The sequence below is a fragment of the Microbacterium hibisci genome (assembly GCF_015278255.1).
Taxonomy (GTDB): Bacteria; Actinomycetota; Actinomycetes; order Actinomycetales; family Microbacteriaceae; genus Microbacterium; species Microbacterium hibisci.
In genome coordinates this window covers 750,193-763,848 of record NZ_JADIJC010000001.1, presented here as the reverse complement: position 1 = coordinate 763,848, position 13,656 = coordinate 750,193, and the positions used below count along the sequence as shown (strand labels likewise).

General features: G+C 71.3%; 13 protein-coding genes. 9 read left to right on the top strand and 4 right to left on the bottom strand.

The annotated features are described in order from the left end of the window. Positions 1–65 precede the first annotated feature (65 nt). From IM770_RS03610 to serA, 4 genes are all read left to right on the top strand, one after another. On the top strand, positions 66–920 hold the full coding sequence (locus IM770_RS03610) for a peptidoglycan-binding domain-containing protein (RefSeq protein ID WP_203579719.1): 855 nt from the start codon (positions 66–68) through the stop codon (positions 918–920). A gap of 121 nt (positions 921–1,041) precedes the next feature. After that, a complete protein-coding gene (locus IM770_RS03605) occupies positions 1,042–1,677 on the top strand; it encodes a DNA polymerase III subunit gamma/tau (RefSeq protein ID WP_203579718.1) in 636 nt (211 codons plus the stop codon). After that, positions 1,674–2,048, top strand: coding sequence for a bacitracin resistance protein (locus tag IM770_RS03600; RefSeq protein ID WP_203579717.1), 375 nt, complete (start codon positions 1,674–1,676; stop codon positions 2,046–2,048). Before IM770_RS03605 ends, IM770_RS03600 begins: the two co-directional genes overlap by 4 nt. Before the next feature lie 132 nt (positions 2,049–2,180). Beyond that, positions 2,181–3,785: a phosphoglycerate dehydrogenase gene (serA, locus tag IM770_RS03595; RefSeq protein ID WP_203579716.1), complete on the top strand. Its 1,605-nt coding sequence runs from the start codon at positions 2,181–2,183 to the stop codon at positions 3,783–3,785. Positions 3,786–3,836: 51 nt separating this feature from the next. Here the strand turns inward: serA and IM770_RS03590 are convergent, their stop codons facing one another. After that, a complete protein-coding gene (locus tag IM770_RS03590) occupies positions 3,837–4,382 on the bottom strand; it encodes a TetR/AcrR family transcriptional regulator (RefSeq protein ID WP_203579715.1) in 546 nt (181 codons plus the stop codon). 66 nt (positions 4,383–4,448) lie between these two features. On the opposite strand from IM770_RS03590, the gene IM770_RS03585 reads away from it, so the two are divergent. The 5 genes from IM770_RS03585 to IM770_RS03565 all read left to right on the top strand — a co-directional run bounded on the left by IM770_RS03585 (position 4,449) and on the right by IM770_RS03565 (position 10,355). Next, a complete protein-coding gene (locus IM770_RS03585) occupies positions 4,449–5,987 on the top strand; it encodes an MFS transporter (RefSeq protein WP_443673269.1) in 1,539 nt (512 codons plus the stop codon). A gap of 7 nt (positions 5,988–5,994) precedes the next feature. Beyond that, the gene (locus tag IM770_RS03580; protein ID WP_203579713.1) at positions 5,995–7,047 is read left to right on the top strand and encodes a 3-isopropylmalate dehydrogenase; all 1,053 of its coding nucleotides are present in this window, start codon (positions 5,995–5,997) and stop codon (positions 7,045–7,047) included. Positions 7,048–7,110: 63 nt separating this feature from the next. Next, positions 7,111–8,217: a branched-chain amino acid aminotransferase gene (locus tag IM770_RS03575; RefSeq protein ID WP_203579712.1), complete on the top strand. Its 1,107-nt coding sequence runs from the start codon at positions 7,111–7,113 to the stop codon at positions 8,215–8,217. A 79-nt stretch (positions 8,218–8,296) separates the two neighbouring features. Next, positions 8,297–9,064, top strand: a complete 768-nt coding sequence (locus IM770_RS03570; RefSeq protein WP_203579711.1) for a fumarylacetoacetate hydrolase family protein — start codon at positions 8,297–8,299, stop codon at positions 9,062–9,064. Next, the gene (locus IM770_RS03565) at positions 9,057–10,355 is read left to right on the top strand and encodes an MFS transporter (RefSeq protein ID WP_203579710.1); all 1,299 of its coding nucleotides are present in this window, start codon (positions 9,057–9,059) and stop codon (positions 10,353–10,355) included. Before IM770_RS03570 ends, IM770_RS03565 begins: the two co-directional genes overlap by 8 nt. Positions 10,356–10,379: 24 nt before the next feature. On the opposite strand, the gene IM770_RS03560 is transcribed toward IM770_RS03565, so the two are convergent. The 3 genes from IM770_RS03560 to IM770_RS03550 are packed head-to-tail and all read right to left on the bottom strand — an operon-like array spanning position 10,380 to position 13,638. Beyond that, entirely contained in the window at positions 10,380–11,648 is a 1,269-nt protein-coding gene (locus IM770_RS03560) for a type III PLP-dependent enzyme domain-containing protein (protein WP_203579709.1), read from the bottom strand. Further along, complete coding sequence (locus IM770_RS03555; protein ID WP_203579708.1) at positions 11,648–12,034, bottom strand: RidA family protein; 387 nt, start codon at positions 12,032–12,034, stop codon at positions 11,648–11,650. Before IM770_RS03555 ends, IM770_RS03560 begins: the two co-directional genes overlap by 1 nt. After that, on the bottom strand, positions 12,031–13,638 hold the full coding sequence (locus tag IM770_RS03550) for an N-acyl-D-amino-acid deacylase family protein (protein WP_203579707.1): 1,608 nt from the start codon (positions 13,636–13,638) through the stop codon (positions 12,031–12,033). The genes IM770_RS03555 and IM770_RS03550 overlap by 4 nt, the downstream gene beginning before the upstream one ends. Positions 13,639–13,656 lie beyond the last annotated feature (18 nt).

The following is a 13,656-nucleotide window of genomic DNA, read 5'->3' as shown; positions in this document are numbered from 1 at the left end:
GCGCCCGTGATCCCCTCCGTAGCGAAGGGGGCGATCGCCCGCCATCCGCATCGCTAGGAGTCGTCATGAACGTCGAACCGTGGAGCACCGTCGCACCGGGAACGCCCACCCAGCTGGCCTGGAGCATCCAGCACCTGCTCAAGGCCCACGGGCACGCCGTCGCCCTCGACGGGGTGTACGGGCCCGCGACCGCCGCGGCGGTCGCCGCCTTCCAGACCTCGAAGGGTCTCGCCGCCGACGGCATCGTCGGCCCCCTCACCTGGCAGCAGCTGGTCATCCCCGTGAAGCAGGGATCGACGGGCGATGCCGTGCGCGCACTCCAGCGGCTCGGCCTGCAGCGGTCGCCCGGCGAGCCCGTCCTCGCCGTCGACGGGAACTTCGGCCCGATCACCAAGGAGCGCGTCGAGTTCTTCCAGGAGTCGTGGGGTCTCACGCTCGACGGCATCGCGGGCCGCGAGACGTGGTCGTTCCTCAGCACCTTCGTGCCCGGTCCGCGTCCGTGGCCGCTCGTGAAGCAGGGGTCGTCCCAGGCCACGAACTGGCGCGTGCTCGCGGCACAGCACCTCCTGCGCGCCCGCGGCGCGACCATCGCGGCCGACGGCGTGTTCGGCCCGCAGAGCGGGCAGGCGACGCGTGCCTTCCAGCAGACGCTGCGCGCGGTCGAGATCTCGACCACCCTGGGCCAGCTCGACTGGCCGAGCCTCATCATGACCGTGAGGCAGAACGATGGGCCCGAGAGCCCGAAGGGCGACGCGGTGCGCGCGCTGCAGACCCTTCTGGCAGATCTCGTGGTCGACGGCGACTTCGGCCCGGCGACCGATACCGCCGTGCGCGAGTTCCAGGGCATGTTCGCGCCGCCGGCGGACGGCATCGTCGGCCCGAACACCTGGCACGCCCTGGTGATGCGCCTCTTCGACTGACCGGACTGCGCCCTTCGGCTGACCGGACTGCGCCCCTTCGGCTGACCGATCGGGGCCGTCGAGCCGCCGCCTCGCCGGTGTGCTCGCGGCCCCGCCGGGTCGCCCGCACTACGCTGGTGGCGTGACGACCGGACGCGACGACGACGCCCTCACCTGGGACGGCGACGACGACCCCACGCTCGACCTCGGCGCGTCCGTGGGGGCCGACGAGACCGACCGCCCCGATGCGCCGCGCACGTCGGCGGAGGCGTCCGGCGCGACCTCTCCCGGCGCGTCGTCCGGCGCGACCTCTCACGGCGCGTCGTCCGGCGCGACCTCTCCCGGCGCTGCGTTGCCGGAGGGCTACACGGCCGTGGGCAAGGGCAGCGAGGCGGTGGCGTCCGCGAATGCGCGGGCCGAGGCATCCGTCGCCGCCGAAGTCGCCGCGGAAGAAGGAGTCGAAGCCGCAGACCAGCGACCGTCCCTCGGGAACGGCGCACTCGTCGGCCTCGGCGTGCTCGGCGGCGTGTACCTGCTGTACGCGATCGGCTGGCTCATCGGCGGACTCCGCCTGCAAGGCCGCGCACAGTATCTCGTCTTCGACGTCATGTACCAGGGAAGCCTGTGGCTCGCCGTCCTGGCGCCGCTGCTGTGGTTCGGGACGACGTTCCTGCTCACCCGCGGCTCGCGCGCGTGGGTGCGGTTCGTCTGGCTCGCGGCGGGTGTCGTGCTGCTGCTGCCGTGGCCGTTCGTGATGATCGGGGCGATCGGACAATGAGCGAGAACGTGACGGATGCCGCGACCCCGGCGTCGAAGCGCGGCAAGACGCCCACCTGGCTCGTCGCGGCGATCGCCGGCATCGTCGGCCTCTTCTACGCCTACGCGGTCTGGAACGCCATCGGCAACCTCGTCGCCACGGTGCAGGTCTTCTCCGACGCCGGGGTCGCCCTGAACGCCCTCGGCTGGTTCATCTGGATCTTCGCCGCGGTCTTCCCCCTCGTCGTGTGGGGCGGCGCCTTCGCCATCGGGTACCGGCGCGCACCCCACGAACTCCTGCTGGTGATGCTGACCGGGCTGGCGCTCGTCGCCGTCTTCTGGCTGAACGTCGTCGCCTACACGACGCTCAACTCGGCGTCGTTCCTCGCCTGAGCGTCGTCACACGGTCGGGCGTGCGGGCGCACGGGAGGTAGGCTGGCACAGGCCTCGCCCCCGACGGCGTGCGGCGCGGCATCCGGTCTGCCCTGCTCCGCGCGTTCGCGCATGCCCCACGAAGGAACACCCGTGCCGAAGCCTGTCGTCCTCATCGCCGAAGAGCTGTCTCCCGCCACGATCGACGCCCTGGGTCCGGACTTCGACGTCCGCACCGTGGACGGCACCGACCGGCCGGCGCTCCTGTCGGCGCTGGCCGACGCGAACGCGGTGCTGATCCGCTCGGCGACGAAGATCGACGCCGAGGCGATCGCCGCCGCGCCGGTGCTCAAGGTCGTCGCCCGCGCGGGCGTCGGACTCGACAACGTCGACATCAAGACGGCGACCACCGCGGGCGTCATGGTCGTGAACGCGCCGACCTCCAACATCATCTCGGCCGCCGAGCTCACCGTCGGCCACATCCTGAGCCTCGCCCGCCGCATCCCGGCGGCGCACGCGTCGCTCGCGGCCGGTGCGTGGAAGCGCAGCTCGTACACGGGCACCGAGCTCTTCGAGAAGACGGTCGGCATCATCGGCCTCGGGCGCATCGGCGCGCTCATCACCGCGCGTCTGCAGGCGTTCGGCGTGTCGGTCATCGCGTACGACCCCTACGTCACGCCCACCCGCGCCCAGCAGCTCGGCGTGCAGCTGGTCGAGCTCGACGAGCTGCTCGCCCAGAGCGACTTCGTCACGATCCACATGCCGAAGACCCCCGAGACGACCGGCATGATCGGCACCGAGCAGTTCCGCCTGATGAAGCCCACGGCGTACGTCGTGAACGTCGCACGCGGCGGCCTCATCGACGAGGAGGCCCTGTTCACGGCCCTCACCGACGGTGAGATCGCCGGCGCCGGCCTCGACGTCTTCACCAGCGAGCCGCCGGCCCAGGACGGCACCGCGTTCCCGCTCCTCAGCCTCCCGAACGTCGTCGTGACGCCGCACCTCGGCGCGTCCACCGACGAGGCGCAGGAGAAGGCGGGCGTCTCCGTGGCGAAGTCGGTCAGGCTCGCCCTCGAGGGCGACCTGGTGCCCGACGCGGTCAACGTCGCCGGCGGCATCATCGACCCGTTCGTGCGTCCGGGCATCTCGCTCGTCGAGCAGCTGGGCCAGTTCTTCACCGGGCTCGCGCACAGTGCCCTCACCAGCCTCGACATCGAGGTGCGGGGCGAGCTCGCCGCCTACGACGTCAGCGTCTACCGCCTCGCCGCGCTCAAGGGCATCCTCGCCAACGTCGTCAGCGAGAACGTCTCGTACGTCAACGCCCCGCTGTTCGCCGAGCAGCGCGGGATCGAGACGCGCCTGATCGTCGAGGCCGAGAGCCCGCTGTACCGCAACATCACGATCCTCCGCGGCACGCTCGCCGACGGCTCGGTGCTCACGGTGGCCGGCACCCTCGCCGGCACGCGCATGGTGCCCAAGGTCGTCGGCATCAACGGCTACGAGATCGAGGTGCCGATCGAGCGCCACCACCTCGTCATGCGCTACGCGGACCGCCCAGGCATCGTCGCCATCTACGGCCAGAAGCTCGGTGACGCCGGCATCAACATCGCCGGGCTGCAGGTCGCCCAGGCGGACGCCAGTGGCCGCGCCCTCTCCGTGCTCACGGTCGACTCGCCGGTGCCCGACACCGTGCTCGACGAGATGCGCCAGGCGGTCGGGGCCGACCTCTTCCGCCTCATCGAGGTCACCGAGGACTGACGGCGACGTGCCGCTGCGTCCGGCCCGGCCCCGGGTGCGGCCCCGGACTGCTCAGTCGCGCGCGGCGCGCTCGACGAGGGCGACGAGGTCGTCCATGGCGGGGCCGCGGGGGACCGGTCCCGGGATCGCGCCGCCCGACAGGGCGTTGTTGAAGTAAAGGCCGTCACTGACGAGCATCACGAGATCCAGCGAAACAGCGTCCCTGGTGTGATCGCGCAGCGCGTCCGCCCATCGCTCGCGGATGCCCCGGAGCGCTTCGGCGGCGGCTGCGCTGCCACCCTGGGCCAGCCGCGAGGTCGCCAGCACTGTGCGGTCGAGCGGGTCGTTCTCCATGGCCGAGGAGCGCAGGAAGTAGGCGATCGGCCCCTCGGTCGCCGCGGTCATCGCCGCGACGTCGGCGTCGACGAGCTCCGACAGCCGCGCGACGAGGCCGGCTTCCAGGGCTTCCTTCGTGCCGAAGTGGTACAGCAGACCGCCCTTCGACACCCCGGCGGCCCGCGCGGTCGCGTCCATCGTGGCCGAGCGTTCACCTTCCTCGATGAGGATGTGCTCGAACGCGTCGAGCACCTTCTCGCGGGCGAGGGGAGGGCGGCTCATGCGGTCGATCGTATCGACAGCGGCTGCGGCATCCTGTTACTATACCGGCTGGACGGTGTAGAAATGATGACGCTCACTCAAGAACTCTCGCTCGCGGACGCCCAGGCGCGAAAGGTCGGCTGGCGCGGCTGGGCGGCGCTCGTCGTGCTCATGCTGCCGGTGCTGCTCGTCTCGGTCGACAACACCGTGCTGAGTTTCGCGCTGCCCTCGATCGCCCTCGAGCTCGGCCCCACGAGCGCGCAGCAGCTGTGGATCATCGACGCGTACCCGCTCGTGCTGGCGGGTCTTCTCGTGACGATGGGCACCCTCGGCGACCGGTTCGGACGGCGACGGATGCTGCTCATCGGCGCCACCGGCTTCGCTGCGGTGTCGGTGCTCGCCGCCTTCGCGCCGAGCGCCGCATGGCTGATCGCCGCGCGCGCCGCGATGGGCGTGTTCGGGGCGATGCTGATGCCGTCGACGCTGTCGCTGCTGCGCAGCATCTTCACCGACCGTGACCAGCGCCGTCTGGCGATCGCCGTGTGGGCCGCGATGTTCTCCGCCGGCGCCGCGCTCGGCCCGATCGTGGGCGGCCTCCTGCTCGAGCACTTCTCCTGGGGCTCGGTGTTCCTGCTGTCGGTGCCCGTGCTCATCCCGCTGCTGGTGCTCGCCCCCCTCCTCGTTCCGGAGAGTCGCGACCCGAAGCCGGGCCGGATCGACCCGCTCAGCATCGCGCTGTCGATGGCGACGATGATCCCGATCGTGTACGGCATCAAGGAGCTGGCCGTCCACGGCTTCGTCGTGGCCGCGTGGCTGCCGATGCTGGTCGGACTCGGCTTCGGCGTGGTCTTCGTGCGGCGGCAGCTGCATGCCGCATCGCCGATGCTCGACATGCGGCTCTTCCGCCTCGGGACCTTCAGCGGCGCGCTGCTGGTCAACCTCCTCAGCGTGATCGCGCTCGTGGGCTTCCTGTTCTTCGTCGCCCAGCACCTGCAGCTGATCGTCGGCCTGTCGCCGATGGAGGCCGGCCTCGCGCTCGTGCCGGGGCTCGCGATGATGATCGCCGCGGGGCTCGCGGTCGTGCCGATCTCGAAGAAGTGGCCTGCTCGACTCGTGGTGCCGGTCGCGCTGGTGTTCTCCGTCGGGGGCTACGTCACGGTGGCGTTCGCGACCGGGCCCGAGAGCATCGCGGCGCTCGTCGCCGCCTTCGTGTCGCTCGGGATCGGCATCGGCGCGGCCGAGACCGTGTCGAACGAACTCGTGCTCGCCAGCGCCCCGCCCGCGAAGGCCGGCGCTGCGAGCGCCGTGTCCGAGACCGCGTACGAGCTCGGCGCGGTGCTCGGGACCACGGTATTGGGCGGCATCCTCACCGCTCTGTACCGCGCGAATCTCGTCGTGCCGGAGGGGGTTCCGGATGCCGCGGCCGCCGCCGCGTCCGAGACGCTCGCCGGGGCCGTCCACGAAGCCGAGGCCATCGGCGGCAGTGCGGGCCAGGCGCTGTTCGACGCAGCCGCCACCGCGTTCGACGCCGGCGTCACGGTCACCGCTCTCATCGGCGCGGGTCTCGTGGTCATCGCGGGTGTGATCGCGGCCACTACCCTGGGAGGATCCCGCCAGAAGTCGTAGGAGCACCATGTCGCGTGTCGTGAAGCTGGCCGTCATCCCGGGTGACGGCATCGGTCCCGAGGTCATCGCCGAGGCGGAGAAGGTGCTGGATGCCGCAGCAGCGGGCAGCGGCATCCGTTTCGAGAAGACCCGATTCTCGCTGGGAGCGGGACGCTTCCTCGAGACCGGCGACACCCTGACGACGGACGACCTCGAGGCGATCAAGGGGCACGACGCGATCCTGCTCGGCGCGGTCGGGGGAGTGCCCGGCGACCCGCGGCTCAAGAACGCCAACATCGAGCGCGGCCTGCTGCTGAAACTGCGGTTCGAGCTCGACCACTACGTGAACCTGCGCCCGTCGAAGCTCTACCCCGGCGTCCCGGGGCCGCTCGCCGAGCCGGGCGAGATCGACTTCGTGGTCGTGCGTGAAGGCACCGAGGGCCCGTACGTGGGCAACGGCGGATCCATCCGCACGGGCACGCCGCACGAGGTGGCCAACGAGACCTCGGTCAACACCGCCTTCGGTGTGGAGCGCGTCGTGCGCTACGCCTTCGACCTCGCGGAGCGCCGAGGCAAGAAGCTGACGCTGGTGCACAAGACCAACGTGCTCGTCCACGCCGGCGGGATATGGAAGCGCCTGGTGGACGAGGTGGCGCTCGAGCACCCCGACGTGACCGTAGACTATGTGCACGTCGACGCGGCCACCATCTATCTGGTCACGAACCCGGGCCGATTCGACGTCATCGTCACCGACAACCTCTTCGGCGACATCCTGACCGACCTGGCCGGCGCCGTCACCGGTGGCATCGGCCTCGCCGCCTCGGGCAACATCAACCCCGACGGCGCGTTCCCCTCGATGTTCGAGCCCGTGCACGGTTCGGCGCCCGACATCGCAGGACAGCAGAAGGCCGATCCCACGGCCGCGATCCTCTCCGTCTCATTGCTGCTCGATCACCTCGGGCTGCACGACGAGGCCCAGCGCGTCACCACCGCGGTCGAGGAGGATCTGGCCGCACGCGGCTCCACTCCCCGTACCACCGCGCAGGTCGGCGACGCCATCGCCGCACGGCTCCCGGCGTAACCTGGAACCGGCAAGCGCCTCTCCGCCCCGCGGTACACGCCCGCACGAAAGCACAGGCCCGTCATGACTCTCATCGACTCCGATCCCGACACCGGACTCGCACCCCTCGAGTTCACCGTCAACCGCAACCTCCAGGCGAAGAGCGCCGAGGCGCGGGACCAGATCCTCGCCAACCCCGGCTTCGGCACCAGCTTCACCGACCACATGGTCGACATCTGCTGGTCGGTCGGCGGCGGATGGCACCGTCCCCGCGTGCAGCCGTACGGTCCGCTGTCGCTCGATCCCGCTGCCGCCGTGCTGCACTACGGCCAGGAGATCTTCGAGGGCATCAAGGCCTACCGCCACGCCGACGGCTCGATCCACACCTTCCGCCCCGATCAGAACGGTCGTCGGCTGCAGCGCTCGGCGCGGCGCCTGGCGCTTCCCGAGCTGCCGGTGAGCTACTTCATCCAGTCGCTGCGCGAGCTCATCGCGGTCGACGGTGACTGGGTGCCGTCGGGTGAGGACCAGAGCCTGTACCTCCGGCCGTTCATGTTCGCCAAAGAGGCGTTCCTGGGCGTGCGCCCGGCGCACAAGGTCGGCTACTACGTCATCGCCTCGCCCGCCGGCGCCTACTTCAAGGGCGGCGTGCGGCCGGTCTCGATCTGGCTGAGCGAGGACTACGCGCGCGCCGGCAAGGGCGGCACGGGCGCGGCGAAGACCGGTGGCAACTACGCCGCGAGCCTGCTGCCGCAGTCGGAGGCGTACGAGAACGAGTGCGACCAGGTCGTGTTCCTCGACCAGGACCGCAACGTCGAAGAGCTCGGCGGCATGAACGTCGTCTTCGTCTACAAGGACGGCACGATCGTCACCCCGCAGTCCGATTCGATCCTCGAGGGCATCACGCGCGACTCGATCCTGCAGCTCGCCCAGGACCGCGGCCACAAGGTCGAGGGCCGGGCGGTGGCCTTCGACGAGTGGCGCGAGGGCGTGGCGTCGGGCGACATCGTCGAGGTGTTCGCGTGCGGCACCGCAGCGGTCGTCACTCCCATCGGCGTTCTCAAGGGCAAGGACTTCATCGACGAGCAGCCGACCGGAGAGCTGGCTCTGTCGCTGCGCGAGGAGCTCACCGACATCCAGTACGGCCGACGCGAAGACAAGCACGGCTGGCTCGTGCGCCTCGACGCCTGACGGCCACCGTCGCAGAGCCCCGACCGTGCCCCGCACGGTCGGGGCTTTCGGCGTCGGAGGGCATGGCTAGGCTGAACTGGTGAGGATCGCGCGCTTCAGCCACAACGATGCCATCCGGTTCGGAATCGTCGACGAGGGAGACCTGGTCGTCCTCGCTGGAGACCCGATGTTCGCCGGGTTCGAGACGACGGGGGAGCGCGTGCCGCTTTCCGACGTCGCGCTGCTGGCACCGGTGATCCCGCGCTCGAAGCTGGTGTGCGTCGGTCGCAACTACCGCGACCACGCGGCCGAGCTCGGCAACGACGTCCCGACGGCGCCGATGCTGTTCTTCAAGCCGAACACCTCGGTGATCGGGCCCGGCGACGCCGTGGTGCTGCCCCAGGGTTCCGACTTCATCAGCTTCGAGGGCGAGCTCGCGGCGGTCATCGGCCGGATCGCGAAGAACGTCCCCGCCGAGAAGGCGCTCGAGTACGTCTTCGGCTACACGATCGCGAACGACCTCACCGCCCGTGACTGGCAGAAGTCCGACGGTCAGTGGGCGCGCGCCAAGGGCTTCGACACCTCGTGCCCGCTCGGCCCCGCGATCGAGACCGACTTCGACGTCGACGGACCGGCGGTCATCACCACCCGGCTCAACGGCGAGGTGCGTCAGGAGGGGCCGATCAGCGACATGATCTTCTCCCTCGCAGACGTCATCGCCTTCGCATCGGCGGCGTTCACCCTCCTCCCCGGCGATGTGATCCTCACCGGAACCCCCGCCGGCGTGGGGCAGATCAGCGCGGGCGACACGGTCGAGGTCGAGATCACCGGGCTCGGGACGCTCCGTAACCCAGCCCGCGATGCCTGACACCGGCGCTGCCCCGACCGCCGACGTCGCGCCGACGCCTGCGGAGGTCGCGGGCGTTCAGCGACGCACCGTCTGGGTGCTGTCGCTCGGGCAGGTGCTGGGCGGACTGGCGTTCGGTGCCACCCTGTCGCTGGGCGCCGTGCTGGCCGCCGAGCTCTCGGGCGATGAGTCGTTCTCAGGACTGGCGGCGGCGGCGGTCACGTTCGGCACCGCACTGACGGCGGTGCCGCTGGCGGCGATCGCCCGGCGTCGCGGTCGGCGGCTGTCGCTGACGACCGGTATGGCGGTGGCTCTCATCGGCGTCGCGCTGGTCATCGTCGCGGTCGGCGTGCGCGCCTTCCCTCTGCTGCTGGTCGGCTTCCTGATCATCGGGTCGGGTCAGGCGGCCAATCTCCAGTCGAGGTTCGCGGCGACGGATCTGGCGACGGATGCCTCGCGCGGGCGCGACCTGTCGATCGTGGTGTGGGCGACCACCGTCGGCGCGGTCCTCGGTCCCAACCTCACGGGTCCCGGCGAGGTGGTCGGCGCGGCCGTGGGCATGCCGCCGCTGACCGGCGCGTACCTGTTCACGCTGGTCGCCCAGGGCCTCGCGATCGTGCTCTACCTCGTCGCGATGCGCCCCGACCCGCTCCTGCTCGCTCAGCGCGTGGTCGCGACCGCGCCCGCAGGGAGCCGCCCGATCGCCCGCGCCGACCGTCCCGTGGCGGCGCGGTACGCGATCTTCGCCGTCGCGGCCGCGCACGGCACGATGGTGTCGGTCATGGCGATGACGCCCGTGCACCTGACCCATCTGACGCACGGTGCCAGCGAGGCGGCCACCCTCTCGATCATCGGACTGACGATCAGCCTCCACATCGCCGGCATGTACGTGCTCTCGCCGGTCTTCGGCATCCTCGCCGACCGCATGGGTCGCGTCCCGACGATCCTCGTCGGGCAGGCGCTGCTCGCCGCGGCGCTGCTGACGGCGTCGTTCGGCGAGGCATCGACCACCGCCGTGACGGTGGCGCTGATCCTGCTCGGCCTGGGCTGGAGCGCCTCGACGGTCGCCGGCTCCACGCTGCTCACCGAGTCGTCTTCAGAAGTCCTGCGCACCCGCCGACAGGGCATCAGCGACTTCACGATGAGCATCGTGGGCGGCATCGGCGCGATCGCCGCCGGGGCGGTGCTCGGCTCGATCGGCTACGGCGGGCTCGCTCTCGTCGTCATGGTGCTGGTCGCCGCGTCGGTGCTCCTCGCTCCGCTGGGCTGGCGGGCGTCCGCGCGGCCGACGCCGGAGCCGGCGAACGGCTGACGCCACCCGCCCGAGACCGGCGACTCAGAACCGCGTCTCGATGAGGTCGGTGACGACGGCTGTCTCCGGATCGAAGGTCGCGTCGTCGAGCGACTCCACCACCGGGATCAGGCACCACTTGTCGAACATCGTGCAGGGGTGCGAAAGCCCGAACACCACCAGGTCGCCGATGCGGAGCCGTGAGTCGGGCGAGACCCGCACGAAGCCGTGCTGATCGCTCAGCTTGGTCATCTCGGCACCGGGCAGCGGCATCCGCGCGCCTTCGGCGCTGATCGCGTACAACGGCACCGGCAGTCCCTCGTCGAAGGGGAAGTCGCGCTTGCCCGCGTCGACGATCGCCGTCTCGGCGTCTCGGCGCGACACCACGCGGGCGAGTCCGCGGGCAGCGGCACGCAGCCCCGCGCCCTCGAAGGGTGAGTTGCGGCGGTAGTAGCCGTGGTCGTGGACCACGTACGCCCCGGAGCGCAGGACGAATCGCGCGCGATCGCCGGCGACGGATGCCGCGGCGAAGGCCTTGCCGACGACGTCGGGGTACGCGCTGCCGCCGGCCGAGACCACCACGTCCCGGTCGTCGTACAGGTGGGCGATCGCGTCGTGGACCGCGAGCAGCTCCCCGATGTATGCACGCGCCGAGGCCAATGCGTCATCGCCCCGGCCGTGCGCGACCGATCCCTCGTATCCGGTGACGCCGGCGAGTCGCACCGCCGGCGACGCGGCCGCGCGCTCGGCCACCGCGACGGCGTCCGCGAACGACCGGGCGCCGGTCCGTCCCCCCGGTCGGCCGACGTCGACGAGGACCTCCAGCGGCGCGGCGGGCGCGTCGCCGAGGGCCCGCTCGATGAGATCGATCGCCCGCGTATCGTCCACCCAGCTCCACACCCGTGTGCCTGCGCCGACGAGATCGGCGGTCCAGCGGACGACCTCGGGCTGCGACAGCTGGTTGGCGAGCATGATCGCCGGGATGCCGGCATCCGCCGCCACGCGAAGCTGCGCCGGGTTTGCGACGGTGATGCCCGTCGCCCCGGCGTCGAGCTGACGCTGCCACAACTGCGGCGCCATCGTCGTCTTACCGTGGGGCATCAGCTCGAGACCGCGTGCGGCGACCCACTCGGCGAGGAACGCGATGTTGGCGTCGAGTGCGCCGTCGTCGACGACCAGGAGCGGTGTCCAGAGATCCGCGAGCCGCGGTCCCGCGGCCAGGAAGTCGGCGACGGTCCGTCCGGCCGCGCCGACGGGCAGGCCCTTCTCGCCCGCGTCGAGGATGCGGGTGGAGGGGCGCGGAAGGGGCGCCATCAGTGGCCCGGCAGCACCGCGACGACGTCGATCTCGACGAGGATGTCGAACAGCTCGGAGCCCACGGTGGTGCGCACCGGGTACGGCTCGGCGAAGAACTCCGCGTACGCGCGGTTGTACTCGGCGAAGTCCCGCTTGAGGTGCTGGAGGTGCGCCGTCACCTTGACGACGTCGTCGAACGACGCCCCCTGCGCGGCCAGCACGCTCCCGACGTTGCGGAGCACCTGCTGCGTCTGCTCGTAGACGCCGCCGGCGACGACTTCGCCGGTCGCCGGATCCTGCGGCCCGAAGCCGGCGGTGAACAGCAGCCCGGCGGCGGCGACGCCGTGACTGTAGGGCCCGGCGGGCTTCGGTGCGTTCTCGAGGAGGACAGCGTGCTTGGTCATGGGTTTCCTTTCGAGGGGGAGGGGGATCGGCGCAGTCCACGCCCGGTGACGACACCGGTGAGGGCTCCGCCGCGGAGCACGTGCCCGCCGTTGACGAACACGTCGTCGATGCCGTCGGCCGGCCGGCGCGGGGATTCGTAGCCGGCGGCATCCGTCACGGTCGCCGGGTCGATGACGGCGACGTCGGCCACGGCGCCCGTGCGCAGGATGCTGCGATCGGCGAGCCCGAAGCGGTCGGCCGTTCGCGACGACAGGTGCACGGCGGCCTGCTCCCACGAGAACGACCGGCCGACGTAGGTGCCGAGGAACCGTGCGAACGCGCCCCACGCGCGCGGGTGCGGAACCGCGCCGACGAAGATGCCGTCGGAGCCGCCGGTGTGCGCCGGGTGGGCGAAGAGGCGGGCGAGGTTGTCGATCGGCCGCTCGTCGCTGACGGCCATGACGGCGTTCACCTCCAGGCGTCCGGCGATCAGCAGGTCGAGCGTCGCGTCCTCCACAGAGGTGCCGCGTCGGCCGGCGATCTCGTGGAGAGTGAGTCCGGGTGCCCACGCCCAGTCGGCTGCCGGTGTGTGGCCGACGCGGATCATCGACGGCCATCCGGGCCCGAGGCTCGGCTTGTCCGCCACGGTCGGAAACCACTCGGCGCGCAGGCGCGCGCGCTCGGCGGGATCGGCGAGGCGCGCGAGGGCCGTGTCGACGTCGAGAGCGCTGTACTCCGGCGGCAGCACGGCCATCGACACGAGCGTGCAGCCCCGCGTGTACGGGTACATGTCGAACGAGAGGTCGGCGCCGGATGCCGCGGCCTCCGTCAGCAGGCGCTCGGCGTCGGCCGCGTCGACGTGCAGGTGCGAAATGTGGCCGCGGACGCCACCGTGCGGCTTTCCCGGAGCACAGATCGCGACGACCTCGCGAAGCCCCGCCGCGGTGTTCGTCTCGTAGCCGCCGCGCATGTGGGTCGCATAGAGCGCGCCGGCCGCCGCGACCGGAGCGCAGAGGTGCGCGAGCTCCTCGGTGTCGGCGAAGATGCCCGGGACATAGTCGAGGCCCGTCGACAGCCCGAGCGCACCGGCCTCGAGACCCTCGGCCACGAGCCGCTGCATGCGCGCCAGCTGCGCGGCATCCGCTCGTCCGAGCTGCATCCCCATCACCTCGTGCCGCACGGTGCCGGCGGGCACGAGGTATCCGACATTGACGGGCGTCGTCTCGTCGTAGGTGCGCAGCAGCTCCGCCACACCGCCGCCGGTGTAGGTGGGGTGCGGGCCGTTGATCGCCGCGAAGTACCGGCTCGCCCACACGCCGTCGCCCGGCGCGTACGAGACGCCGTCCTGACCGCCGATCACGGTCGTGATTCCCTGACGCAGCAGTGCGAGCTGCACATCGGCGTCGAACACCGCCCCGTCGGCGTGCGAATGGGCGTCGATGAATCCGGGCATCACCAATCGCCTGGCACAGTCGACGACGGCATCGCCGTCGCGCGCGTCGACCTCGCCGATGCGCCCGATCCGGTCGTCGACGATCTCGAGGTCCGCCCTCCGCCCGACGGCGCCGGTCCCGTCGATCACCGTGCCGCCACGGAGCACCGTGCGGTCGGGGTGGGGGGTCATGCGGCCTCCGTCGGTGCG